Genomic DNA, 25,481 nt, shown 5'->3' on the forward strand with positions numbered 1-25,481 from the left:
TACTCGGCGCTGGCAAAGCTGCGTTGGTTCATGTCCGTTGCCCTCGAAATTTGATGCTCTCGGTGCATGCATGAGGCGTGCCGGGATCTATCAATTGATCAGCGTCTCCCTAGGGAAAGCCCGGAGTTTGAAATTGAGAACGCCCGACTTGCCGAAACTCAGCTTTTCGAAGTAAGCCCCTGTCCATAGGATCGCACCGCAAAAGCCAAGTTCAGACGGTCGGACTTCGTTCACTCACCGCCTGAAGCGCAAGAGCTGCTGCGTTCCAACCACAATAGCGGAGACTCCATGAGCTCAATCCTGTCGAATGACAACGCATTAAGAACGCCAAAAAAGGGAGTCACTGCTGCGGAGATACGCGTCATCGTGGCCTCGTCGGCAGGGACGATCTTCGAGTTCTACGACTTCTTCCTGATCGGCCTGCTCGCCACTGAAATGGCCACAGCGTTCTTCTCGGGTCTGAGCCCGACAGCGGCCTATATTTTCACACTGCTCGGTTTTGCCGCAGGCTTCGTACTCCGACCTTTTGGTGCCATCGTGTTCGGTCGACTCGGCGATCTCGTCGGTCGCAAATACACATTCCTGGTGACCATTGTGATCATGGGCCTGGGCACTTTCGCAGTGGGCCTGCTACCGACGTATGCGACCGCGGGACTGATTGCCCCCATCCTCTTCATCACGATGCGACTGCTGCAAGGCTTGGCTCTGGGTGGTGAGTTCAGTGGTGCGGTCATCTACGTCGCAGAACACTCGCCAAACAAAAACCGTGGTGCGTGGACTTCCTGGATCATGATGACCGCGGCACTGGGTTTGATTTTGGCCGTTGCGGTGATCGTGCCCCTCAGATTGCTGATGGGGACGCAATCGTTTATGGAATGGGGATGGCGCGTTCCGTATCTCCTGTCGATCGTCTTGCTTGGCCTTTCCGTGTGGATTCGGATGTCGCTCAGCGAATCACCCGAGTTCAAGAAAATGAAGGAACAGGGCAAACTTTCAAAAGCGCCTCTTTCTGAAGCCTTCGGTCAATGGAAGTATCTCCGACTTGTCCTGGTCGCACTCCTCGGCATCGTTCCGGGCCAAGCGGTGGTTTGGTACACCGGCCAGTTCTACACAATGTTTTTTCTTGGAAAAATACTGAAGGTCGATGACCTGACTGTCAACAGTCTGGTCGTCGTTGCAACGCTATTAAGCGTGCCCCTCTATTACTTTTTTGGCTGGCTCTCAGACCGAATCGGACGGAAGCCAGTCTATTTGTCGGGACTCTTCCTTGCCGCCTTGTTTTTTATTCCTCTGTTTCAACAACTGGCGCATCACTCCAACCCGGCCTTGGAACATGCCATGGCCAGCGCGCCCATCGTAGTTGTGGCCAATTCAGCTGAATGCGCAGTTCAATTCAATCCGACAGGTACTACCAAATACACGAGTTCGTGCGATATCGTCAAGTCGACTCTTGCAAGGGCCGGCCTCAGTTACGAGGCGAAAGAGGGATCGCCAGGCGCCGCAGGGGAGCTTCGGATCGGGAACGATGTCATACCCGGCTACGACGGCAAAGACCCCAATGCGGCGACCAAATCAAAAGCCTTTAACAGCGCACTGGCTTCGACGCTGTCCAAGTACGGCTATCCCCAAGGAAATGCGAATCCGGCAGACATCGACAAGCCAATGGTTGTCGTCATACTTTTATTGCTTCTGACCTTTGGAACAATGACATTCGCGCCCATGTCCGCCATGCTGGTGGAGCTCTTTCCATCGCGAATCAGATTCACCGCCATGTCTTTTCCGTACCATATGGGAGTTGCTATTTTCGGTGGTTTCCTTCCGGCTGCGGCTTTTGCAATCGTGGCGGCGACTGGCCGGATTTATTCCGGTCTGTGGTACCCCGTTGCGGTAGCTGCCTTCTCGTTTGTGGTCGTCTTGCTGTTTGCCAAGGAGAAAAGCGGCTCCGACATTTACCAGGAAGGGTGAGGCCTTTGAGCAAGGGAATGGACCATGCAAATTTTTTACAGCACCACGTCTCCTTTCGCGCGCATTGCGCGCATTGCACTCGCCGAAAAAGGGTGCCGCGAACTGAGCCACCGATTGACCGATCCCTGGAAGGACTCCCCAGAACTCCTCCTTGCAAACCCGAGTGCGCGGGTGCCGACAGTCGTGCTCGACAGCGGCTTACCACTGACCGAGAGCCTGCTGATCGTTCTATGGCTCGAAGCCAAGTACCCGAATCCCTCGCTGCTGGGAGACGATCCGGGGACGGTCATCTCGACGGCAGGCATTGCGATGGGAGCGATCGAAGCGGCTGCCGCAGTGATCATCGGAAGGAAGATGACCGACGCGGCCTTCGACGAATCGCCTGTGGGGTTGCGCCGGCGCAGATCGATCATCCAGGCGATGTCGCGGCTGGAGGCCAACCCACCCGACAGCAACGGTCCGCTTCCCAGTCTGGCCCTGATCACGACAGTGGTCGCTCTGGACTACCTTCGATTTCGCTTCGCCAAGTCGTCCTGGCTTCCCCTGTTGCCAAAGCTCGACGCACTTGCGCTCGCCGCTCGTTCTCGCAGCGCCTTCGCGGAGACGCTTCCGCACGACATGCCAGTCTCTTGAGGCAGAGGGTTTTCATCGACTCTGCGAATTCGACGGGGGGACTTGCGCAGATTCAGCTTCACCGGCACGACTGCGCTCACTAATATTTCGCCACCCGATGAAAGCTGCAGTCCCCATTTGAGAGGGGCTCCTCCGCAGCCAAGTCGCATCAAGGAGACGGAATTGGAATCGAACTTTCAGGCGTCATCGACGCCAGGACCTCACGACCTGCTGGACGGCCGCACCATCATCATCACCGGCGCCGCTACCGGCATCGGCCAGGCCTTTGCGGTGGCGTGCGCAGCGCAGGGTGCCAACGTGGTGGTGGCCGACCTGAACGCCGCAGATGAAACCGTCGCTGCCGTCGAGCAGGCCGGTGGCCGCGCTTTGGCAGTGCGGGTCGACGTCGCGGACGACGCATCGGTCAAGGCCATGGCTGCGGCAGCGCTGGAGCGCTTCGGCCGCATCGATGGCCTGGTCAACAACGCCGCGTACTTTCGCGAAGTCAAGCTCACGCCATTCGAGGAGCTGGATTCGGCGCAATGGGACCGTATCTTCGCGGTCAACGTCAAGGGTGTGTGGCAATGCTGCAAGGCCGTCATGCCGGCGATGCGCGAGCACGGCAGCGGCAGCATCGTCAACATCTCCTCCGTGGTCGCGGTGGCCGGGCAGCCCGGCTATCTGCACTATGTCGCGACCAAGGGAGCCGTGCTGTCGATGACTAAAGGGCTCGCGAAAGAAGTGGGTCCGTACGGCGTGCGCGTCAACGTCATCGCACCCGGTTTCGTGATCACCGACGCCACGCGCAACCGCCCTGTCGAGTGGCAGCAATCTTTCCTGAAAGCGCGCGCGATCTCCCGCGAGCAGCGGCCCGACGACCTGGTCGGGACCGCGCTCTACCTGCTGTCCGACCTCGCTGGTTTTGTCTCCGGACAGACCATCGTGGTCGACGGCGGGCACATCATGTATTGATCGATTCGTGCCGCCGGCACAGAAAAAAAAGGAAACGAGACATGCCTGAGATCATCCTTCACCACTATTCGCTGTCCACCTTTTCCGAAAAAGTGCGCGTTGCACTCGGATTGAAAGGCTTGGCCTGGCGATCGGTGGACATCCCCGCAGCCCCGCCGCGACCGCTGCTCGCACCGCTGACCGGCGGCTACCGCCGCGTGCCGGTGCTGCAGGTCGGTGCCGACATCTATTGCGACACCAACCTCATCTTGCCGACGCTCGAGCGGCTGTTCCCACCGCCGCAAGCGCCGAGCTTCTATCCCTCGGGCAGCGAAGGCATTGCGCGCGGCCTGTCGTTCGCCTGGGATAGGGCGATGTGGATTCCAACCATCGGCGTGCTTGCGCATTTCATCGGCGACAACTTCCCGCCCGAGTTCGTCAAGGACCGGAAGGAAGGCTATCTCGGGATCGACATCAGCAAGAGCGCGATGGCACCCGAGTTACCGATGCACCTGCAGCAGTTGCACGCGCAAAACGCGTGGCTCAAAACAGCATTGGCAGATGGCCGGCCCTTTCTGTTCGGCGATGCGCCGAGCGCGCTGGACCTGACCTGCTACCAGACGCTGTGTCTGCTGCGCCAGAACTGCCCACCCGAGGTCGACGCGCTGGCCGGCCTAATACCGCTGTTACCCTGGTACGACCGCGTGACCGCCCTGGGCCACGGCAAGCCGGAGGCGATGACCGAGCAAGCCGCTTTCGACGCAGCTTGCGAAGCACAACCCGTGGCGCCCACGCATCTGCAAGCCGACGGAGATCCCGACGGACTGCGCGCCGGGACTTCGGTGACGATCACCCCCGACGACAACGCCCGCGTGCCGGTGAGCGGCACGCTGGTCGCAGCGAGTGACAGCGAGATCGTGATTTATCGCCGCGACAGCCGCGCCGGCGACCTGCATATCCATTTTCCGCGGCTTGGCTTTGCCGTAGTGGCGGCCTGATCCCGCTTCAAAACCAAAGAGATGACCATGAACCTGGAATCCAATAAACAACTCTGCCGCGACTACTTCAAGGCCTTTCTTGTCAACGACACCGCATGGATGAAACAGCACATTCATGTCGATTTTGTCCGCCACGACCCGGGCCTGCCCTTCGAGGTTCGCGGACCCGAGGGTGTGTCCAAGCTGCACGACGCGCTATTGCCCGCGTTCCCGGACATGCAGTTGCCGCTGCAGGACTTCGTCGCCGAGGGCGAGAAAGTGTTGGTCCGCTTGCGGGTGCAAGGCACTCACACCGGCGCCTTTGGAGATCTGGCCGCGACCGGGCGAAAGATCGACATCGGCGTGCTCGATTTGTTCCAGTTCCGCGATGGTGTGTTGATCGAACACTGGGCGCTGCTCGACAACCTGGGCATGCTCAAGCAGCTGGGCGTGATGCCCGCCTGATCTGCGCTGAGAGGTTACGGACAGCCTGCCGGAATACCTCGCGCGAGTGCCGCGTCAAAGCGACTTGCGGCATCGGCATCGACGGCGCCGCTCTCATGCGCGATCCGCACCGTCACGCCGCACAGCACGCGGTAGAACGCCGTCATGTCATCGCCCAGATCAGTTAGCGCCGTCACATGCTTTTCGACCGAGACAACATCGTTGCGTGAAACCGGACCAGGCATGCCGCGCGCAATGCCGACCGATTCGATCGCGGCAAGAGTGCCGCGCGCCATGGGCAGCATCGCGCGCATGGCATCAGCCTCCCCCGCGCCCCAAGTCTTCCAGACGCGTGCGCTCTCGTAGAAAAGCGCATTGATGAACTGCGTGGTGAAACCGGCTGCGGCGTGATAGCGTCCGCGCATACCGGGCGGCAGCCGATTCACATGACAATTCAGACGCTCCACGAGTTGCACGAGCAGGCCGTCCAAGTCATCGTCGCCGGCCTCGATCGTGATCGTCGATCCGGGCAGCGACGCCACGGCCGCGTCCGGGTCTGCGAAAGTCTGCATCGGATGAAAGCCACCGATAGCTGCACCCTGTGCTTGGGCCGTGGCCAGTGCATCGACTTCTGTCGCGCCGCTGCAGTGCACGACACCTATGCCCGCGCGAAACCGCAATGGCGCCACGGCTTGCGCAATGACCGAATCGGGCGTAGTAATGAAAACCAGGTCGCAGCAGTCGACGACCGCTTGCGCCGGCATCACCTCGCACGCTTCGATCCGGCTCGCGAGATCCAGCGCCTCCTGCTCGATGCTGCTCGCGACGCCACGCACCGCGAGGCCGGCAGTCGCCAAGCTCCAGGCCAATGCCTTGCCCAACCGGCCCGCGCCGATGAAGCCGATCGACACCGTTTCAATACTGCGTGTGGGCATCAGACGCTTCCGGTCCAGGTTTGGTAGCGCCGAAGCGCGTCGAGGTCGGGCTCGGCACCGAGCCCCGGTCCGGTCGGCACCGGAACGCGCCCGTTTTCCACGGGCAGCAGATCTCCGACGACAGCTTCCCGGCCGACGTTCGGATGGCAATCGAATTCGAGTAGGCCTTCGCCACCGGCCGCGGCCAGCAATTGCAGCGATGCCAGAAGCGAAACGCCACCACCGAAAAAGTGCGGGCAATAGCGTTTTCCGGCTTCCACGCTGCGCCGGGCAACCTCCCAATTGCCGGTGATACCACCCCACTTGGTGACGTCCGGCTGAATGACCTGCAGCACCTGCACACCGATCGCCTCGGAAAACTGCCGATCGTGAAAGTTCTCACCGCCGGCCAGCGGCGTCGACGAGAACTGCGCAAGCTGTTCCCATTGCGATGCCGGCACATCGACGCGCATCGGCTCTTCGAACCAGCTCAACCGCAGTGGATCGATCGCGCGGCAGAAGGCCTTGGCAGACTCCAGGTCGTGCGATTGATTGGAGTCACAGGTGATCACCGCCTCGGTTCCCAGCACATTGCGCATGGCGGTGAGATTGCGCACATCCAGTTCGTGGCCAAAGCCCGTCTTGAGCTTGAATGCGCGATGACCTTCGGCCTGACGTGCAGCTGCGAATCGCTCGGGCTCGTCGGGGTTAATGCCGGTGGCATAGACGGGCACCGACTCGGGTCGGCGCTGAGACAGCATGCGGTGCAACGGCTGTCCACATTTGCGCGCTGCGAGATCCCACATGGCGATGTCCAGGCCCGCCACAACCTGAGCGATCGGACCGACCTCCAGCGTTTGAAGTACCAGCACTTCGAGCGATGCGGTCAACTGACGAAAAAAGGCCGCGGGGGACTCAAAGGTCTGGCCCACCAGTCGTTCGCCAAAGTCGGTCGCCAGCCGCGCACGATGCTCGGCGCCGACGGCCGGCCAGTTGGCCCAGATCTCGCCCCACCCCTGTACGCCCTCGTCATCGGTGATGCGCACCAGTACGAAAGGCCTGTCACGGAACGTGCCGAAGGCGACTTTAATCGGCATCTGCACTGGGACGCGAAAACTGAAGGCCTCGATCGATGCGATTCGGATGGGTGTGCTTGTCATTTCAGTGTCTTCATGATTGAGGGGCAGTTGATTCTTCGGTCGAGCGCGAATCGGGACTCGGGCAAGCCGGCTACGCCGACATCCAGCGCCAGCAGCGCGCCGGCCAGCGGCTCGGCGGCAAGTTGCTCTTCCGTCATTTTTTGGCTGGTGGTGGTGACGTAGAGCGTGCGCAACTCCGGTCCGCCGAAAGCACAGCACGTCGGGCGTTGTACTGGCATGGCGATGGTGCGGTCGATGCGACCGTCGGGCGAGTAGCGCACGAGCCTGGCGCCGTTGAATTCTGCGTTCCAGAGGAAGCCCTCCGCGTCCACAGTGGAGCCGTCGGGAAAGGCCGGCTCGGCAGTGGTCGCGAACACGTGTTCGGCGCCGGTGCGGCCGGTCTCGGGGTCGTAGTCGTAGGCGTAGAGCGAATAGCGCAAGGAATCCGCGAAGTACATGGTGCGGCCATCGGGACTGAAAGCCAGGCTGTTCGGGATGCAGATGCCGTCGCGCATCCTAGTCAGCTCGCCGCGACCCTCGAGTCGATATAAAACGCCTTCGGGTGCCCGAGTCAGGTTGTGCATGGTGCCGACCCAGAAACGGCCTTGCCGGTCACAGCGCCCGTCGTTGAATCGGTGGCCGGGTACCGGTTGACGCGGACGCGCCAGCGCTTCGAGGCTACCGCTCACCACGTCGAACAACGCGATGAATTGCGACAACGCCACCAGCAGGTGCCCCTCGTCGGTTAGAGCAATGCATCCGACCAGCTCGGGCATCTCCCAAGTGTCGACATGGCCGGTGGCCGGCAGCAAGCGCCGGATCGCCGGACGCCGGATGTCGATCCAGTAGAGGCATTGCCCGCGATCGTCCCAGAGAGGGCTCTCGCCCAGGATGTCGGTCTGGCTGCCGACTCTTCGCACGGCGCCGGCAGCGCTCAAGTGTTCGTGATGCATAGGGCGAATGCTAGGAGTGACTCCGGCAGGACGCCATCTGCTTTGCGGCAACCATGGCTTCGAATCATGGCAAGCCCGGATTAGGGGAAGTCCCAGGCTTCGCTTTGTGCGTAGAGCGTGTTGCCCAACTTCCAATTCCGGCACAAGACGGTGCCCCATAGCATCCGATCCATTCCAACGGAGACGACCGACAGAAAGCGCGCCCCTATGAGCATTGCTACACCCATCCCCGGCGCGACCTCGGCCGGCACCCATCTCTACAACGGCCTCGCGCCCGCAACGCTCTTTTCACTGAATGACAAGGTCGCACTCATCACCGGCGGTGCCGGCGGTATCGCGCTCGGCCTGGCCAGCGGTTTCGCTGCGGCCGGTGCGCGGCTGATCCTGGCCGACGCCAGCAACACAGTGCACGAGCGTGTGCGTGAATTCCGCGAAGCCGGCTGCGATGCGTATGGCTTGGTGTTCGATGTGACCCGGCCGCAGGCGGTGGCCGAGGCTTTCGAGCAGGCGATCGCGCTGTGCGGGCGCATCGACATCGCGGTCAACAATGCCGGTGTGATCGTGCGCACGCACTTCCTGGACCTGACGCCCGAGGAATGGCAGAAGGTCATCGATACCGATCTCACCGCCTGCTTCCTGGTCGCGCAGCAAGCCGCACGCCTGATGGTGAAGCAGGGCTCGGGACGCATCATCAACATGGGATCGATCATGAACCAGGTGGCACGTCCGAACCTAGTGCCGTACGTTGCAGCCAAGGCCGGTGTCTCGGGTTTCACACGTGCGCTGGCAGCCGACCTGGCCGGGACCGGCATCACAGTAAACGCGCTGGCACCTGGCTACACCATCACGCCCTTCAGCCAGGCCAACGACAAGGAATTTAATGCTTTCGTAAGCGACTGGACGCCAACCAAGCGCTGGGGCCGCCCCGAGGACATCTGCGGCGCGGCGCTGCTTCTGGCATCGGATGCCGGCGCCTACATCAACGGTCACACGCTCTACATCGACGGTGGATTCCTGGCCGTCACGCGTTGAAGCGGTGCCCTGTATGAAGACCTCCGTGAACCCACAACAAATGCCTGCGGCACCTCCCCGGCCGCGTACACCTTCCGACGCACCGGCGGGCGGCGTATTGCACCTGCTCGGTCGGCAGCGCTGGTTTGTCGTGTTGCGCGCCTTCGCAGTGTTCGTGCTGCTGTGGTGGATCGCGGCCGCTTGGAACGGCAACCCGCTGCAGCTGCCCACGCCCGGCGCAGTGCTGCAGGCACTGGTCGAACTGGTCAGCGACGGCGAACTGTTCGACCATGCACTGGTCAGCACCTCACGGCTGGTGATCGCGCTCTGCTTGTCGATGGCGCTGGCCATTCCACTCGGTTTCTGGATGGGCCGTAGCCCGGCCGTAGAAGCCTACGTCGACCCGCTGGTCGAGATGCTGCGTCCGATTTCGGGCATTGCATGGTTGCCGCTCGCGCTGTTCATCTTCGGCGTGGGCAACACATTGCCGGTCTTCATCATGGTGTACGTTGGTTTCTTCCCGATCCTGCTGAACACGATGGCCGGCGTGCAGCAGATCGATCGCAAGCTCATTGCTGCGGCCGACACGATGGGCATCAACCGCCGCGCCTTGCTCACCAAGGTGCTGGTGCCAGCGGCACTGCCCAGCGTGGTGGTCGGCGTGCGGCTGGCCTTTGCCGCGTCGTGGGCCGCGATCGTCGCGGCCGAGCTCATTGGCTCACCCAGCGGACTGGGCTTCGCCATCGATTGGTACCGCCAGCTGCTCATGACGCCCAAGGTCTTCGCCTTCATCATCGTGATCGGGTTGGTGGGATACCTCTGCGACTTGGGTCTGCGCAGGTTGCAACGCGTGTTGACTCCCTGGACCGAAGGGACTGAACTGAAATGACTACTGCCACCCTTGCTTCCACGGGTCGCTTTTCGCGCGTGCTGCGCGCGGGCGCATTGCCACTGGCGCTGCTGATTGCCTGGCAGGTCTGGACGCTCAATCTGCCTTCCAACAGCCCCGCCCCCATGCCATTGCGCGTGCTGCACACCGCCGTCGAACTGGTGACCCACGGCGGCTTGCTCGATGCCTTGGTGCAAAGCCTGGGTCGCGTGCTGGCAGGTTTTTCAGTCGCGCTGCTTTTCGGCGTGGTGATCGGCCTACTGATGGGCTCCAGCCGGTCAGTCCGCGAAAACCTCGATCCAATTTTCGAAAGCTTCCGGCCGATCGCGCCAATGGCCATCCTGCCGATCGCCATCCTCTGGTTCGGCACGGGGACGCCCTCTGCGCTTGCCATCGTCGCGTACGCATCGTTCTTTCCGGTCTTGATCAACACGGTGCACGGTGTCAACCGGATTGACCGCAAGCTGGTGCTTGCAGCGCAGACCATGGGGGTATCGCGCTTGTCCACCCTGCTGCGGGTGATCCTGCCCGGTGCGTTGCCTAGCGTGCTGCTGGGATCGCGCCTCGCAATGGGCGTCGCGTGGACGGCGATCATCGCGGCTGAACTGGCCGTCGGCGCCAAGTCGGGCGGCGGCGGCTCCGGCGGCATCGGCCAGATGATGTTCGTCTTCTACGCCTACAGCATCGACCTCAACGCGATCGTCGTTTGCATGATCGCGGTGGGTTTGGTGGCGCTCTTGATTGACCGCATCTTTCGTACCGCCGAGTCGCGACTTATTCCCTGGAAGCACTGACATGAACACCCCCCTTTCCACCACCAGCAAGCTGCGGCTCGCAGGCGTGAGCAAGAGCTTCTTCGCACCGCGCACCCAGCAGACGACTTTGGCCGTGGCCGATGTATCGCTGGACATCCAGGCGGGAGAATTCATTTGCATCGTCGGGCCCTCGGGATGCGGCAAATCGACCGTACTCAACATGATCGCGGGTCTGGACCAAGCGACCGCCGGCGTCATTGAAAAGGACGGCGTGCCCATCACCGGCCCCGGCGCCGACCGCGGCGTAATGTTCCAGGACTACGCGCTTATGCCTTGGCAGACCGTTCAGCAGAATGTCGGGTTCGGCCTCTACCATGGCACGCCGGGCGCCGGACTCAGCACGGCGCAGCGTGCCGAGCGCGTGCGCCACTTCATCGAGCTGGTCGGGCTGAACGGATCAGAGAAAAAGTATCCGCACCAGCTCTCTGGCGGCATGCGCCAACGCGTGGCGCTTGCCCGCTTGCTGGCCAACGGACCCGACGTACTTTTAATGGATGAGCCGTTGGGTGCTCTCGATGCGCAGACCCGTCTGATTCTGCAGATCGAGCTGCTGCGCATCTGGGGCCAGACAGCGCCTCGCGAACAGCGCAAGACAGCGGTCTTCATCACCCATGACATTGAGGAAGCGGTGTTCCTGGCCGATCGGGTAGTGGTGATGAGCAGCCATCCCGGCCGCGTGCGAGCAATACTCGATATTCCGCTGCCGCGCCCGCGCGACGAGCACGTACGCGGCGACCCTGACTACGGGCGACTGGTCGAGAAAATCTGGTCATTAATCCGAGAAGAAGCCTACCGCGCCATCGGCGGTGTGGACACCACCGTGCAGGCCGCAGCGCCGGTCGGAGTCTGAGCGATTCAGCAATTCCAACCCTTAAAAGACACGCCATGAACGACACCACACTTTTAGCTTCCCGCCGCCAACTCATCCTTGGCGGCGCCGCCGTTGCCGCGGGAGCCTCGCTGGCCATGCCAGCTTTCGTGCGCGCGCAAGGCTCGCGCCGGCCGCTTAAGGTATCTGTCGGGCGCATCCCCTGGGCAGCCGGAAATTCGCCGATGACGCAGTACATGATCAACAACAAGCTGCTGGAAAAGCGCGGCGCCGAGCAGGGCTACGACATCACGGTGGACTGGCGCGAGTACCCCACGGCATTGCCGATGGTCGAAGCGATGGTCGGCAACAATCTCGACATCGGCATGTGGGGCAACACGCCAATCACCCGCGGCCTGGCCAGTGGCCTGCCGATCAGCCTTCTGGTGCTGGGTGAGGGCCACTTGCGTTTCCTGATCACCACCCGCAAGGGTTCGCCGGTCCGCAACCTGCAGGATCTCAAAGGCAAGACAGTGGGCGTGTCGCTTGGCGGCGATCCGCAGAGTGCCCTCTTCCAAATGCTGCGCATCGAGCTGGGCGCAGAAGACATCAAGGAAACAGGCATCCGATTCGTAAACATGCCGACGCATGCGCAGGCGGCCTCGGTTCCTACGGGCGTCGATGCCACCTGCACCATTTACCCGGCATTCCTAGCTGCGCAGGCCGCAGGAACGGTAGCGATCGCCAATTCCTTTGGCTTCACTGAAGACTATTACGATGGCCCGGCGGGTAAAGGAGCGGGGTTGCAACTCGCGAGCGTGAAGAAGTCGCCCTTCTTTCCAGACGGTTACTACCTACATCGCTCATTCTGGATCGGGCGCAACGGCCTGATCGAGCAGCACCCTCAGGCCGTCGTGGCCTTCTTGCTGGCTCAGCAAGACGCGGTCACGGCGCTGAGCGCGATGGACGCTGGCGCCGTGTCCCAACTGGTCAAGGAGTACTGGAAGCTCGACGCCACCGACGGCGCGAAGGTGGTCAAGGACGATGTCCTGTTCTCACGCGGCTGGGCCTGGCCGACCGAGAGCGACGCGCGTGCCGTTCTGGAGACCTCCAAGTTCATGGCCGACAACAAGGTCATACAGAAACCTCTGCAGTGGGCCCAGGTGAAAGATTCCTTCGCACGCACTGCGCCGCTCATCAAACAGGCCTACGACAAGCTGGGCGCCAGGCCTGGCGAGAGCGAATTCACCCGTACCGACGCGGCCGATCTGCGCGGCAAACCGGTATGGCAAATCAATCAGTGGGCCGAGCGGACTTGAATCGGCACGTCGATTCCATTTTTTTACTCTAGGAGCATTGCAATGAAAGTTGGATTCATCGGACTGGGCGTGATGGGCGCCCCAATGGCCGAAAACATCATCAAAGGCGGTCACGAGTTGACCGTGTACGACCGCAGCCCGGACGCCATCGCGCGTTTGGTGAAGGCCGGTGCCAAGGCTGCGGCTAATCCGCGTGAAGTCGGCGCAGCCAGCGACATCGTCGTCACCATGCTGCCCGAGCCGCAGCATGTGGAAGAGTGCGTCACCGGCAAGGACGGCGTCGCCGAGGGCCTGCGCAAGGGCGGCATCGTCATCGAGATGAGCACGATCGATCCGGCCACCTCGCGCCGCGTGGGTGATGCATTGCGCTTGAGCGGACGCGAACTGGTCGACTCACCAGTCGGCAAAACCAGCGAACATGCCGCTACCGGCACACTGACTCTGATGATTGGAGGCAACCAGCCGGCCATCGACAGCGCCATGCCTGTGCTCAAGTGCATGGGTACCGACACTTACTTCTGCGGCGGACCCGGCACCGGTCACGCCATGAAGATCACCAACAATTTACTGGCCACCACGATCATGATTGCCAACACCGAGGCGCTGGCGATCGGTATCAAGGCCGGCCTCACCCTCGAGCTGATGCAGGAAGTCATGCGCACCACGATGGCATGGAACCAGCAGTTCGCAATTGCGATGCCCAAGAAGGCGTTTCTTGGCGATGACAGTCCCGGCTTCGCTGTGCGCCTTGCCTGCAAGGATGTACGGCTCGCCTGCGACCTGGCCGAACAGCAAGGCTTTAAAGCCGAAGTCGGCCGCGCTGCACAGCGCACGATGGAACAGGCCATTGAACGCAAGCTCGGTGACCGCGACACCGCGGTGCTCATGAAAATCCGCGAGGAACAGCTCGGTATCGAAGTCCGCCAAAACAGTACCGTCAAGCAGGCCGCTCAGGTTTCCGGCTGAGCATTGCACGGCGATGGTTGCCTACGTCATCAACGACATGATCGTTACCGATCCCGCGTTGTTCGAGGAGTACAAGAAACTCTCGCCGGCGACCGTCGCACTGTATGGCGGTCGCTTCCTCGCGCGCGGCGGCCACGTCCATACGCTGGAAGGCGGATGGTCGCCCCAGCGCTTGGTGATCATCGAGTTCCCGAGCACCGACCAAGCGCGAGCATGGGCGGACTCGTCGGAATACGCACCGGTAAAGCAGCTGCGCCAACGCTCAGCGCTGTCAAAACTGGTCGTCGTCGAGGGCGCCGCTCCGGCGGGCTAGCTCGGCGTGGGCACCAGTCCGGCGTGGCGCTGCGCGACGAGCAGACTCGTCTCACTCCATCACGTCGACGCCTGCTAGCACATCGACGCTTGAGTCGTGCATCGGCATCGGCACAATACAAAGTTGTAGTTGTGCGGACTCAGGCCGATCGGCTCTCGGCCAGGTAGTCGAGCAATTTGGCAATGGAGCTGTTCGCCCCGCGATCGCTCTTCACACAAATGAGCATCCGGCGCTCCGCCCATTCCTCGATAAGAGGGCGCACTGTTAAGCCGAGGGCTCCTGCCAATACACTCGCCGCCTGATAAGGCAGCAAGCCAATGCCCAACCCTGCCTGAACCATGCGGCAGACCGCCTCAAAGCTGCGGACCTCGACGCGCAGCTGGAGCGTGCGTTCTGCAATCACCGCCTGTTCGGCCAATAGATGCATCATCGACGAGGTGCTCTCGAGTGCGATCAAATCCTCGTCGAGCAAGTCTACAAATTTCATTTCGGGTACCCGTGCAAGCGGATGACCGGCAGGCATGACTACCGCAATGCGATCGGAGCTGTACGCAAAGGTTTCCAGACCGTCGGTCCGGGTGCCCTCGACGATGATGCCCACATCACCTTCCGCAGCCAAGAGCGCCCGCACTATTTCGCTGCTCCAGCGTTCTTCAAGGACGAGGCGGACATCGGGGTTTTTAAGGGCGAAGCCAGCGAGGTCTTCAGGCAACGACTCGGTGATGACTGAGGTGTTTGCCAAAATCCGGAGCACGCCTCTGCGGCCGACGGCATGGTCGCTCATCTCCGACTGCATCTGATTGATCTCAATCAGCAGTCGCTTGGCATACGGCAAGAGGGCCGCACCCGCTGGCGTCAGCTCCACACCGCGGGACGAACGTTCGAGAAGCGGCGTCTTGAAGCGATGCTCCAGCAACGCGATGCGCCGGCTGGCCGCGGCCAGTCCGATATGGGATGCCTCTGCAGCCTTGGTCAGGCTGCGAAGCTCGGCCGCACGAACGAAAAGGGCCAAAGAATCAATGTCAGGAAGCACATGGTCTCCTCGCGTCCGGTCTTATCAAGGGGAAAACACAGAAGCGAAAACGCGCGGACGTCCGGTCGGGATTATCGCGTGATCGCACTTTCGGAAACGCTCGGGATCACGAGCCGGGCAACAGCAAAGGCAGGTAAGTGGCACACGCCCTCTTCGGTCAACGACAAAGCTCGCCAAGGGTCGGGCTGCCGCCCTTCGTGGTGTTCAATCCAGGCGTGTGCGTCGAGCAAATGCAGTACACCGGCCGGCAACGATTCCGCTTGGATCGAAAGTGCTGTCTCAGAAAGGTTCGCCATCAGGACGATCGACACTCCCGGGCGAACGAATGCAAACGCAGCGCTAGATACAGGGTGCGTTACCTTCATTTGCAGCACGCTGGTGGCCCCACGGATCTCGCGCAATACCCATCCCGCCGGGGTTAACTGCGCCGATGAAGCGTCCCCGCCAAAGAACAGACCATCTCCGCGACCAAAGCCCCACACGCTCAATGCCTGCAGTGCGCACTGCGCGAGAGTGCCAATGTGCCCAATCAACCAAGCTGCCCCGTAAAGTGCGCCACTGCGTGGGTCAAGACGGGCCAATGCGATACGTCGCGTTCCATCCGAGGCAGGCTGGTCTCCCAACGGGCTGCGCGGTGCGGCGATGCCGCTCGGTCCAACCCGCACGGGGAGGCCAGGATTACGCGCGCGAGCAGTGTCGATGAGCGAGGGCAGGCTTCGCAGACCATCCATTGGGGATTGATCGTCTGCGCCGTGCACGGTTGCGCTGACAGTGAAACTCAAAAAGTTTACCGGTCCGAGGTTTTCGACTCGATTGAGTTGAGCGAAGAAAAACGGGGTGCCACCACCAATCGCAGCACCTGGAAAGGCCTCGCGTAAAGCCGTAACCATTGAAGGTGTCGCCGGAAACCCAGCAACTGCTTCGGTATGTATCCCGCGTTCCTGCAGCGAGCAAGCGAGTGCATTGATCTCCGCAGAACTCAAAACCGTTGCCGCCCGGATGTCGAGTCGCAAGGGTCTGCCGCTTGCAACGACACATTTTTCAAGCACGTCGAAATCGATAACGTCATTGGGGCCGTCTAGCACAAGGTGAATTTGTATCGACGAAAGTGCTTGAACTTTAGCGATCAGTTGACCATCACCCGCCAATTGCCCGGGCGCCAGACCGATGCCAATTGTCGGGCAGCGATTTAACATGGGGCCCAACGTGAATGACGGGCCGATAGCAGCCTGTGCTGGGAACGGGACCGTGCCAACTTCAAGTTCCACCCGCTGCGTCAACGGGACTCCGGCTCGCAAATAATACGGGCGTGGCATGGAATTGGAGCGGCCGTACAGCTTGAACGACGCGTCCGCGTTGTTGCGCTGGTCTTCGACTTCGAAGCTCTCACCGAACACTCGACAGCTTGCCCATGCGTCGTTTGCAAACTCATGCCGCATAGATCGCACAAGCATGAAGGGAGGCCAGGGCGGCACCAGCCGTGGAAATGTCGATTGACTGGTTCGTCCATCGTCATGGCCAATCTCTACAGCGCGTCCAATGGCTGACATCGGATGCATCACGCATAGGCCGGTGCGCTGCGTCGCAATGTCCTCCTGCGCGACAGCGGTGCATTCATAACGAACTCGGCCCAAGACATCCCCTTCAATGCGGATGTGCAAATCGATCCTGGGCGTGGTTGGAAAGTGGGCTTGTATGTCGACCGAAAAATCGCTAACGCCAACGCGGTATTCGCTGGCGTCCAAGATGGGTTCAGGCGTTCCCCACCCGACATCCCGATACAGAAACGCAACGCCATGCCAGACCTCGTATCCACCAGCACAAAGGGCCAGCAATTTCGTGCCCTGCAATCGCAGCGAGAGTTGTCCGGCCTGCAGCGGTATTGCGTGCGGGAAAATCTCTTTTGTCCCGAACAGCGCTACACGCGTGCGGACATCCATCGCGCTGGCCAACTCAAACTGCCTAGATCGTTCGTCCACCGTCGACCGGCAATTCCACGCCCGTGATGAATGCAGAGGCATCGCTCGCGAGCCACAGCGCCGCATTGGCCACATCTTCCGGAGTCGACATCCGACCCAACGGAATGCTCGCAACAATCTTTGCGCGGTTCTCGGGGGTGTCCGGCACACCAAGAAACTGCTCAATGAGGCCTGTTGCACCCATCACTGGGCAAATTGCGTTGACTCGAATGTTGTCGGGACCAAGCTCTGCTGCCATGGACTTCGAAAGCAGATTTACTGCGCCCTTCGACGCGTTGTACCAAGTCAAACCTGGCCGCGGTCGCAAACCAGCAGTTGAGCCGATATTGATGATCGAGCCACTACGGCGCTCGCGCATCAGCGGCACAACTGCGCGCGTCATATGGAAAATAGATTTGACGTTGACGTTGAAAACGCGATCGAACGTTGCTTCGTCGACTTCAAGCATCGGCTGGTTGCGATGCGTGGTTCCCGCATTGTTGACAACAATGTCCGGCACACCGAACGCTTTAACACACGCGTCAACAGCTGTATTGACATCATCTGCGATCGACACGTCGCATCGGACCGCCTGCGCACTGGGGCCGATCGACTCTGCAACGTGCATTGCCCTTTCGCCGTCGAGATCGGCAATGAGCACACGGGCGCCCTCCGCCGCGAAAAGACGGGCAATGCCTTCACCGAAGCCTCCTGCAGCACCTGTGATTAGAGCTATCTTATTTTGAATTCGCGTCATGGGTAGTTTCTGTTGGAGACTTTAGGGCCAGAGAATTTGCGTCTCGACCGATATGATCGGATCGATATCGCCAGCAAAATTGGGCAAATCAGCCAGTAGCGTCACACCCTCGGGACTTGCGAAAGCGGCGACCATCGCCTCCTCCGAGTCGAACCAAAGTTCAGAAAATCCGTCGTAGCCGAACTTGGGAAAACGCTCGCGATCCACGAGATTGACGGAATAACGGCGCAGCCCGGGCAATATCTTGCAGAGTGCAGCATGTTTATTCATCCAATGATTGACGAACTCGTCGTGCGAAAGGCTTTCCTTTTTACGAAGAATGCCGAGGCGTTTGGTAAAGGTTTTTTGCATTTAGATGGTCCTTGATTTTAGATAAAAACGACACTTTGCCAGTCAGACGCACTCGGCATGCTCAAGCAGCTGGGCGTCATGCCCGCCTGATCTGCGCTGCTCAGGTTCTGTCGAACCAGATGGTCTGTGCGTTCATGAATTCGTAAACGCCGTAGTGCGACAACTCTCTCCCGTATCCGCTTTTCTTGACGCCGCCAATTGGCACCCGTGGATCCGACGCGGAAAAGCCATTGACAAAAATTCCTCCGGTATCGATCCGCCGTGCGAGTTGCCGAGCCAGGTCCTTGTTTCGAGTCCAGATAGCGCCGCTCAGGCCGAATTCGCTGTTGTTGGCCAGGTCGATTGCATCGTCGACTCCCTCTGCCACGATCAGCGCCGCCACTGGCCCAAAAGTCTCCTGGTCGAATGCCACCATGCCGGGCTTCACGCCTGCGAGCACGGTGGGCGCGTAGAAATTTGCTTTGCCCGGCATCTTGCCGGCACCCAGCAGCACCTTGGCGCCAGCCTGGATGGTGCGCTGGACCTGGGTGTCGAGCTCGTCGCGCAAGTCGTAGCGGGCCATTGGTCCGATGTATGTCTTCTCGTCCTCCGGGTTGCCGATTGGCAAGACCGACACCGCTTCGAGGAAGCGCTCGGTGAATGCCGCAGCAATCGGTGCTTCGAGAATGATGCGTTTAGCCGCGATACAAATTTGTCCGCTGTTCTGAAAGCGGCCAACGACAGCGGCCTTGACCGCCGACTCGAGATCGGCGTCGGCCAAGACGATGAATGGATCCGAGCCCCCGAGCTCCAGCACGGTTTTCTTCAGTGCGGCGCCGGCTTGGGCGGCAATGGCCGAGCCGGCACGGACGCTGCCGGTCACTGCGACCGCGGCGATCCGCGGGTCGGCGATGGCCTTGGACACGAGCTCCGGCGTGATGTTAAGCACGCTAAAAGCGCCTGGCGGCACGCCGGCTTCCAGCCACGCGGCTTCAACGAGATAGGCGCACCCCATGACGTTGGGCGCGTGCTTGAGCAGGTACGCGTTGCCACCCAGCAGGATCGGAACAGCGCCCCGAAGAACCTGCCAGTAAGGAAAGTTCCAAGGCATGACCGCAAGCACCGGCCCCAGTGGCAGGTAAGACACATATGCCTGATCGCCGATGGAGGTGGACCGGTCCCCAAGAATCCCTGCGCCATTCTGGGCGTACCAATCGCACAGCACGGCGCATTTTTCGACTTCGGCACGCGCTTGCACGATCGGTTTGCCCATTTCGCGGGTTGCCATCCGGGCAAGCGCTTCGATGTCGCGACGCAGGATCCCGGCCATGCGCTCCAGCATGTCGAGCCTGGTCTGTACCGCCGTGCCAGACCAGGCCTTGAAACCTTGCATGCCCAGGCCGAGAGATTGGTCGAGATGCCCGATCGACTGATAGGGATAGCGGCCGATCACGTCGCCGTTCGACGGATTGGTCGACAGCGCGGAGTCTGTCGAATTAAACGAGGGATTCATAAATATTCAGGTCGTCAGTGGGCAATTGGTGGATAACTTCATATGGTCATTGCGGCGCGCAGTGCCGCAATGTCTTCCGGGCTGCGCCCGAGCGAGCGCAGGATGGCGTCGGTGTGTTCGCCGACCCCAGGCACCGCATCCATCCGATAGTCGAAGGCACTCTGACGTCCGGGCGGCAGCAGCGCCGGAATCGGGCCGGCAGGCGAGCCCACGCTGCGCCAGCGATCGCGCGCTTTCAGTTGCGGGTGTTCCCAGAGTTGCGACATGTCGTTCATTCGTGCATTGGCGATCTGCGCAGCGTCGAGGCGCTCCAGCACCTGTTCCGTACTTAGCGAATTGAAAGTCTCGTGGATGATGTCGCGCAGCGCCTCGCGGTTCGTATTGCGTTTGGCGTTCGCATCGAAACGTGGATCGACAGCGAGGGACGGCGTCAGCAAGACTTTCTCGCAAAAGAGGCGCCACTCGCGCTCGTTCTGCAGTCCCAGCATCACCGTGCCGCCGTCGGCCGCCGGAAACGGCCCGTACGGGTAGATGGTGGCGTGCGCAGCCGCGCTGCGTGGCGGCGGTGGCGCGCCACCGTAGGCGTAGTACATCGGGAAGCCCATCCACTCGGCCAGCGACTCGAGCATCGAGACGTCGATGTGCGAGCCCCGGCCCGTCTTGCCGCGCTGGATCAACGCGGCGAGAATGCCGGTGTAGGCATACATACCGGCTGCAATGTCAGCAATCGAATTGCCTGACTTGCAGGGCTCATCCGGTGTGCCGGTAACCGACAGGAAACCGGCCTCGCTTTGAATCAGCAGGTCGTACGCCTTCTTGTCGCGGTAGGGTCCGTCCTCCCCGTAGCCGGAGATGTCGCACACGATGAGCTTCGGGTGCAGGGCCTGCAGCGTTTCGGCATCCAGACCCATGCGCGCCGCCGCGCCGGGCGCGAGGTTCTGCACCAACACATCGGCGCCGCCCAGCAACTCCCTCAACACGGCCAGCGCAGCCGGCTGCTTGAGGTCCAGCGTCAGACTCTCCTTTGAGCGGTTTACCCAGACGAAATGCGAAGCCTCGCCATCGACACGCTGGTCGTAGGCCCGCGCGAAGTCGCCTGCACCCGGACGCTCGACCTTGACGACGCGTGCGCCGAGGTCTGCCAGTTGGCGTGTGCAGAATGGTGCGGCAATCGCGTGTTCCAGGGAGATCACCGTAATGCCGTCGAGTGGTCGTGTCATCGTGCAGTCCTTTCCGCATGAATTTTGCAAAGACACTGCCGGTCCGGCCATCGGGATTTGATCAAGCGGGACTTGTCCAGATTCGACATTAGGGAAATTACTGAGCCAGCGTTTCGAAGACCGCCTTCGCCAATGTCGAATTCCAAACGCGCGCGGGCCGTGAAAAGATCATCGGCATGACGACCTCGCCTCCGGACCGCGCCGCGTCGCGTTCCTACCTCTTCGTGCCCGGCGATCGGCCCGACCGTTTCGACAAGGCCTGGACCAGTGCGGCCGACGCCGTGATCCTCGACCTCGAGGATGCAGTCGATGCCAGCCGCAAGACGCAGGCGCGTGCCGCCGTGCGGACGTGGCTGTCGCCAGAGCACCCGGTCCTGGTTCGCATCAACGCCGTCGACACCCCCTGGTACGAAGACGACCTCTCGTTGCTGCAACACCCCGGGGTTCTGGGGCTGATGGTGCCAAAGGCAGAGCAACTCGACGCCGCATTGGTGCGGGCGTGCACGCTCCATGAAAAATTTTTGCTTCCCATCGCCGAGAGTGCGCGCGCGTTCCAGCATCTGGCTGAGTTGGCAAGTACCCCGGGGGTCGAAAGGCTGGCCTTCGGAACCATCGATTTCCAGGTCGACACGGGCATATCCGGCGATGACGACGCCCTGCACTACTTCCGGTCGCGACTGGTCCTCGAATCGCGGCTCGCCGGCCTCCAGCCACCGCTGGATGGCGTGACCGCAGACATCGGCAACATGGACGTCCTGCGAGCGGACGCGGAGCGTTCAAGGCGCTTTGGCTTTGCAGGCAAGCTCTGCATTCATCCACGCCAAGTGGCGATCGTGAACGATGCTTTCTCGCCCAGCGCCGCCGAAATTGCCTGGGCGTTGCAGGTGATGGAGGCGATAGCGCGATCGGCCGGTGCTGCTGTCGCCGTGGAGGGCAAGATGGTCGACCGTCCTGTGATCATGAAAGCGCAACGCGTTCTGCAGAACCGGCAGACCACGAACCGTCGTGCCAGCAGTTAGCCGGACGAGGTCAGCACACCGAGCATGCGGCTCAGCGAGGCGCTCCGCGGCCTGTCCTTCTTGACGCAGGCGAGCATTTGCCGAACGGCCCACGCGTCGCTCAGCGGCCGTACGCTGAGTCCCATGCTCTGTCCGATCGCACTAGCGGCGTCGAAGGGAAGCAGACCCACGCCGAGGCCGGACTGCACGACACGGCACACGACCTCGAAGCCCCGCACCTGCACGCTCAGTCGCAGTCCCTTCTCCACGCTGATCGCGTGTTCCGACAGCAGTCGCATCATCGACGAGTCGCTTTCGAGCGCGACCAGCTCGTAGTCCAGCACGTCGCTGAACGACGCCGTATCCGCGGCAGCCAGCGGATGGCCCTGCGGCACGACGATGGCGAGCCGGTCCGACCGGTACTTGAAGACTTCGAGTCCATCCGTCGGGGCGCCTTCCATGATGATGCCGACATCCGCTTCACCCGCCAGCAGCGCCAGGACGATCAGGGCGCTCCAGCGCTCCTCGACGATGAGCCTCACATCGGGGTTTGCCCGGGTGAAGCGCGCCAAGTCGTCCGGTACGTATTGCGCCATGGCCGAAGTGTTGGCCAGAATACGCAACTGCCCACGACGGCCGGCACCGTGGTCGTCCATGTCGGCCTGCATCTGGTTGAGCCGCAGCAGGATCGCCTTGGCGTGGACCAGCAGCGTTTCGCCTGCAGGAGTGAGTTCTACGCCTTTGGGCGAGCGTGCCAGAAGCGTTGTCTTGAGGCGGTGCTCCAGCAACACGATTCGGCGGCTGGCCGCCGCCAGGCCCATGTGAGAGGAGCCGGCTGCGCGCGTCAGGCTGCGCAGCTCGGCGGCCTTGACGAAAAGCGCGAGTGAATCAATGTCGGGCAACATGCGGGGCGGCTCCGTGTGGGGGCCGCAGTATCGCATCGCCAGGTTGCATCCTAGCGGCCGCACGAAGGGTTTCCCCGGACTCTGAATATTCGAGAAGGCCGGTTGCCGAGATTCAGCTTCTTGCAGCCAGCCTCCGAAACCTACAGTGCGCGGACAACCGTGGAACCCAACATGCACCTGTTTCTCAACACCACGTCGCCGTATGCGCGCATCGCTCGCATTGCGCTGGCGGAAAAGGAAATTGGAGACTTGTCCGCCGACATCGTCGACCCATGGGCGGATGCGCCTCAGTTGCTCGAGGTCAACACCGCAGCCAGAGTGCCCGCGCTCGTCACCGGTGAAGGCAGGTCGTTGACCGAGTCCCTGCTCATTGTCATGTGGCTAGAACATGAACGACCCGAACCGTCGTTGCTGGGTCACGACGTCACCGCGGTGCTGTCGCTCGCCGGCATTGCGATGGGCGTCATCGACGCTGCGGTACACACCCTGATCGGTCGCAAGATCACCGATGCGGACTTCGACGACGCCCCTGTGGGACTGCGGCGGCGGCGTTCGATCGTCGATGGATTGCAGCGCCTGGAAGCAGACCCTCCCGAATACACGAAGGGTGTGCCGGATCTTTCCGTGATCACCACCGTGACGGCACTCGACTATGTCCGATTCAGGTTCGGGACAGCCACCTGGATTTCCGAGCTTCCAAGACTCGACGCTCTGGCCGGATTAGTTAGGCAGAGGCAGTCTTTCGAAATGAGTTACCCGCGCGCTTAGTGTCATGGCTTCGCGCACCGCGGCATTGGGTCGGCTGCCGTCATCTTCCTTGCGCGTGACGAGGGAGAGTTAAGGAGGCGCTGAACATTGAGCATCGCAGCGCGAGTTGATGACATCACAACGAGATGCGCCTTCAAGATTGCCCGACTTCACGATTCAAAGCCTTCACGGCGAGCGTTTTGACCTCTTTCGAGGCCGCTTTCCACATTCAAGACGCACCTCGGGCATAACAGTCCAACAGCGACCTCTTGGCGATGACCAGATTGGCCAGACCGAACAAGCTCAACAGCTGTGCCGTGTTCTTGGCCATCCCCTTGCAGCGCGCCTTCCTGTGACCAAACAGGTTCTTGACCACATGGAACGGATGCTCGACCTTGGCGCGGATGCTCGCCTTCATCTTCTCCGCCCGCTCGGCCAAGTACTGAGGCTCGATGAATTCATTGAGCTTGCGATGCCTGCCACGGCGCATGGCCACGTGCCAGATCGGTCCTTGCGCTTCAGCTCGCTTGTGCACGCCCTGATAGCCAGCGTCCCCGAAGGCCGCATGCTCTTCACCATGCAGCAGTGCGCCAGCAACGTTGATGTCGCTCACATTGGCGGCTGTGCCCACCACCGTATGTACGAGGCCCGACTGTGCGTCCACGCCGATGTGCGCCTTCATTCCAAAGTGCCATTGATTGCCCTTCTTGGTCTGATGCATCTCCGGGTCGCGCGTGTTGTCCGCGTTCTTGGTCGAGCTCGGGGCCGCAATGATGGTGGCGTCCACGATGGTGCCGGCACGCATCAAAAGGCCCTGCTCGGCGAGGTGCGCGTTGATCTCGTCGAACAGGGCCTTGGTGAGGTCGTTGTCCAGCAGCAGGCGCCTGAACTTGAGCAACGTGGTGGCGTCAGGCACCGATTCGCGCGACAGGTCGATGCCCACAAAGTCGCGCAGAGCCTGGCTGTCGTACAGCGCGTCTTCCAGCGCTTCGTCGGCCAGGCCGTACCACTGCTGCAGGCAATACATGCGCAGCATCCTGGGCACGCCGATCGGCTGACGGCCTACACGTCCACTGGTCGGATACAGCGGCTCGATCACGGCAATCAAGCGGCTCCAGGGCACGACGCGCTCCATCTCGGCCAGAAACTTCTCGCGGCGCGTTCGCTTCTTCTTCAATGCGTACTCGGCGCTGGCAAGGCTGCGTTGGTTCATGTCCGTTGCCCTCGAAATTTGATGCTCTCGGTGCATGCACGAGGCGTGCCGGGATCGATCAATTGATCAGATGGTATGGGCGCCTCCCTCCTACCGCTGGTGCTGCTTGCACTGCGCCGCGGGAAGTGCCAGATTGACGATCCCACCGTCAACATCCAAACGGAGACCACCATGGTACGCACCGTCATTGCCGTCGACATTGCCAAGAAGGTGTTTCAGTTGCGCTGGGTCGAAATGGACACCGGCTGCATCGAGCGCTTGCGGTTGAAGCGCGCCAGGATGCTGGAGTGGTTTGCCAACCGCACTGCGGCGCTGGTCGTCATGGAAGCTTGCGGCGGTGCTCACGACTGGGGTCGGGCTCTGATTGGATTGGGTCACGAGGTGCGACTCATCTCACCCAGGAAAGTGCGGCCGTTCGTGCAGCACAACAAGACCGATGCAGCCGACGCGCAAGCGATCTGGACTGCATGCCAACAGCCAGGCATGCGCTTCGTTCCTGTGAAGACCGAGGCCCAGCAGATCGTGCTGTCGCTGCACCGGTCGCGCGCGCAGCTCATGAAGACCCCCATCATGCAGACGAACGAACTTCGGGGGCTGCTCTACGAGTTCGGCATCGTGCTGCCGGAAGGCCACGCCGCGTTGCTCAAGGCGTTGCCCGACGCCATGTACGACGCGAGGACACGGCTGCCCGCGATGCTCATGGACAGCCTGGACGAACAGCTCAGGCGAGT

General features: G+C 61.4%; 26 protein-coding genes. 15 read left to right on the top strand and 11 right to left on the bottom strand.

Annotation, left to right across the window (positions count from 1 at the left end; translation table 11 throughout):
• The first annotated feature begins 288 nt into the window (after positions 1-288).
• The 5 genes from RCH10_RS24655 (at position 289) to RCH10_RS24675 (ending at position 4,970) form a co-directional block, all read left to right on the top strand.
• Complete coding sequence (locus RCH10_RS24655; RefSeq protein WP_409054425.1) at positions 289-1,965, top strand: MFS transporter; 1,677 nt, start codon at positions 289-291, stop codon at positions 1,963-1,965.
• A 24-nt stretch (positions 1,966-1,989) separates the two neighbouring features.
• A complete protein-coding gene (locus tag RCH10_RS24660) occupies positions 1,990-2,598 on the top strand; it encodes a glutathione S-transferase family protein (protein ID WP_409054426.1) in 609 nt (202 codons plus the stop codon).
• A gap of 162 nt (positions 2,599-2,760) precedes the next feature.
• A complete protein-coding gene (locus RCH10_RS24665) occupies positions 2,761-3,549 on the top strand; it encodes an SDR family NAD(P)-dependent oxidoreductase (RefSeq protein WP_409054427.1) in 789 nt (262 codons plus the stop codon).
• Between the two features lie 41 nt (positions 3,550-3,590).
• Complete coding sequence (locus RCH10_RS24670) at positions 3,591-4,526, top strand: glutathione S-transferase family protein (RefSeq protein ID WP_409054428.1); 936 nt, start codon at positions 3,591-3,593, stop codon at positions 4,524-4,526.
• Between the two features lie 27 nt (positions 4,527-4,553).
• Positions 4,554-4,970, top strand: coding sequence for an ester cyclase (locus RCH10_RS24675; protein ID WP_409054429.1), 417 nt, complete (start codon positions 4,554-4,556; stop codon positions 4,968-4,970).
• 14 nt (positions 4,971-4,984) lie between these two features.
• Here RCH10_RS24675 and RCH10_RS24680 read toward each other — a convergent pair whose 3' ends face one another.
• Genes RCH10_RS24680 through RCH10_RS24690 form a run of 3 tightly spaced genes read right to left on the bottom strand, consistent with a single transcriptional unit; the run spans position 4,985 to position 7,955 of the window.
• Positions 4,985-5,884, bottom strand: coding sequence for a Rossmann-like and DUF2520 domain-containing protein (locus tag RCH10_RS24680; protein WP_409054430.1), 900 nt, complete (start codon positions 5,882-5,884; stop codon positions 4,985-4,987).
• Positions 5,884-7,023: a mandelate racemase/muconate lactonizing enzyme family protein gene (locus RCH10_RS24685; RefSeq protein WP_409054431.1), complete on the bottom strand. Its 1,140-nt coding sequence runs from the start codon at positions 7,021-7,023 to the stop codon at positions 5,884-5,886. The genes RCH10_RS24680 and RCH10_RS24685 overlap by 1 nt, the downstream gene beginning before the upstream one ends.
• Positions 7,020-7,955 (bottom strand): SMP-30/gluconolactonase/LRE family protein, encoded by a 936-nt coding sequence (locus tag RCH10_RS24690; protein WP_409054432.1) that lies wholly within the window; start codon positions 7,953-7,955, stop codon positions 7,020-7,022. Before RCH10_RS24690 ends, RCH10_RS24685 begins: the two co-directional genes overlap by 4 nt.
• Before the next feature lie 207 nt (positions 7,956-8,162).
• Between RCH10_RS24690 and RCH10_RS24695 the strand changes: the two genes are divergently transcribed.
• From RCH10_RS24695 to RCH10_RS24725, 7 genes are read left to right on the top strand one after another with little or no spacing between them, the layout of a single operon-like run.
• Complete coding sequence (locus tag RCH10_RS24695) at positions 8,163-8,987, top strand: SDR family NAD(P)-dependent oxidoreductase (protein WP_409054433.1); 825 nt, start codon at positions 8,163-8,165, stop codon at positions 8,985-8,987.
• A gap of 25 nt (positions 8,988-9,012) precedes the next feature.
• Positions 9,013-9,855 (top strand): ABC transporter permease, encoded by an 843-nt coding sequence (locus tag RCH10_RS24700; protein WP_409054434.1) that lies wholly within the window; start codon positions 9,013-9,015, stop codon positions 9,853-9,855.
• Complete coding sequence (locus RCH10_RS24705; protein WP_409054435.1) at positions 9,852-10,649, top strand: ABC transporter permease; 798 nt, start codon at positions 9,852-9,854, stop codon at positions 10,647-10,649. Before RCH10_RS24700 ends, RCH10_RS24705 begins: the two co-directional genes overlap by 4 nt.
• A 1-nt stretch (position 10,650) precedes the next feature.
• A complete protein-coding gene (locus RCH10_RS24710; RefSeq protein WP_409054436.1) occupies positions 10,651-11,520 on the top strand; it encodes an ABC transporter ATP-binding protein in 870 nt (289 codons plus the stop codon).
• A gap of 35 nt (positions 11,521-11,555) precedes the next feature.
• The gene (locus RCH10_RS24715) at positions 11,556-12,797 is read left to right on the top strand and encodes an ABC transporter substrate-binding protein (RefSeq protein ID WP_409054437.1); all 1,242 of its coding nucleotides are present in this window, start codon (positions 11,556-11,558) and stop codon (positions 12,795-12,797) included.
• 42 nt (positions 12,798-12,839) lie between these two features.
• Positions 12,840-13,763, top strand: a complete 924-nt coding sequence (locus tag RCH10_RS24720; protein ID WP_409054438.1) for an NAD(P)-dependent oxidoreductase — start codon at positions 12,840-12,842, stop codon at positions 13,761-13,763.
• 13 nt (positions 13,764-13,776) lie between these two features.
• Positions 13,777-14,076: a DUF1330 domain-containing protein gene (locus RCH10_RS24725; RefSeq protein ID WP_409054439.1), complete on the top strand. Its 300-nt coding sequence runs from the start codon at positions 13,777-13,779 to the stop codon at positions 14,074-14,076.
• 139 nt (positions 14,077-14,215) lie between these two features.
• On the opposite strand, the gene RCH10_RS24730 is transcribed toward RCH10_RS24725, so the two are convergent.
• The 6 genes from RCH10_RS24730 to RCH10_RS24755 form a co-directional block, all read right to left on the bottom strand.
• Positions 14,216-15,109, bottom strand: coding sequence for a LysR family transcriptional regulator (locus RCH10_RS24730; protein ID WP_409054440.1), 894 nt, complete (start codon positions 15,107-15,109; stop codon positions 14,216-14,218).
• Between the two features lie 71 nt (positions 15,110-15,180).
• The gene (locus RCH10_RS24735) at positions 15,181-17,061 is read right to left on the bottom strand and encodes a hypothetical protein (protein ID WP_409054441.1); all 1,881 of its coding nucleotides are present in this window, start codon (positions 17,059-17,061) and stop codon (positions 15,181-15,183) included.
• A 10-nt stretch (positions 17,062-17,071) separates the two neighbouring features.
• Positions 17,072-17,824 (bottom strand): SDR family oxidoreductase, encoded by a 753-nt coding sequence (locus tag RCH10_RS24740; RefSeq protein WP_409054442.1) that lies wholly within the window; start codon positions 17,822-17,824, stop codon positions 17,072-17,074.
• Positions 17,825-17,845: 21 nt separating this feature from the next.
• Positions 17,846-18,175 (bottom strand): EthD family reductase, encoded by a 330-nt coding sequence (locus RCH10_RS24745; RefSeq protein WP_323497719.1) that lies wholly within the window; start codon positions 18,173-18,175, stop codon positions 17,846-17,848.
• Between the two features lie 100 nt (positions 18,176-18,275).
• The gene (locus tag RCH10_RS24750) at positions 18,276-19,667 is read right to left on the bottom strand and encodes an NAD-dependent succinate-semialdehyde dehydrogenase (RefSeq protein WP_409054443.1); all 1,392 of its coding nucleotides are present in this window, start codon (positions 19,665-19,667) and stop codon (positions 18,276-18,278) included.
• Positions 19,668-19,705: 38 nt separating this feature from the next.
• Positions 19,706-20,887: a CaiB/BaiF CoA transferase family protein gene (locus RCH10_RS24755; RefSeq protein ID WP_409054444.1), complete on the bottom strand. Its 1,182-nt coding sequence runs from the start codon at positions 20,885-20,887 to the stop codon at positions 19,706-19,708.
• 176 nt (positions 20,888-21,063) lie between these two features.
• On the opposite strand from RCH10_RS24755, the gene RCH10_RS24760 reads away from it, so the two are divergent.
• Entirely contained in the window at positions 21,064-21,906 is an 843-nt protein-coding gene (locus RCH10_RS24760; RefSeq protein WP_409054445.1) for an HpcH/HpaI aldolase/citrate lyase family protein, read from the top strand.
• Here RCH10_RS24760 and RCH10_RS24765 read toward each other — a convergent pair.
• Positions 21,903-22,790 carry a LysR family transcriptional regulator gene (locus RCH10_RS24765; RefSeq protein WP_409054446.1) on the bottom strand — a complete coding sequence of 296 codons (888 nt, stop codon included), beginning with the start codon at positions 22,788-22,790 and terminating at the stop codon, positions 21,903-21,905. The genes RCH10_RS24760 and RCH10_RS24765 overlap by 4 nt on opposite strands.
• Positions 22,791-22,961: 171 nt before the next feature.
• Between RCH10_RS24765 and RCH10_RS24770 the strand changes: the two genes are divergently transcribed.
• Positions 22,962-23,558 carry a glutathione S-transferase N-terminal domain-containing protein gene (locus RCH10_RS24770; protein WP_409054447.1) on the top strand — a complete coding sequence of 199 codons (597 nt, stop codon included), beginning with the start codon at positions 22,962-22,964 and terminating at the stop codon, positions 23,556-23,558.
• 208 nt (positions 23,559-23,766) lie between these two features.
• Here the strand turns inward: RCH10_RS24770 and RCH10_RS24775 are convergent, their stop codons facing one another.
• Positions 23,767-24,750: an IS5 family transposase gene (locus tag RCH10_RS24775; RefSeq protein WP_409054448.1), complete on the bottom strand. Its 984-nt coding sequence runs from the start codon at positions 24,748-24,750 to the stop codon at positions 23,767-23,769.
• Between the two features lie 171 nt (positions 24,751-24,921).
• Here RCH10_RS24775 and RCH10_RS24780 point away from each other — a divergent pair.
• The coding region (locus RCH10_RS24780) for an IS110 family transposase (RefSeq protein WP_409054449.1) at positions 24,922-25,481 on the top strand (560 nt) is incomplete at its 3' end.

It is taken from the genome of Variovorax sp. GrIS 2.14, from assembly GCF_046115955.1.
In the GTDB taxonomy this organism is placed as follows: domain Bacteria; phylum Pseudomonadota; class Gammaproteobacteria; order Burkholderiales; family Burkholderiaceae_C; genus Variovorax.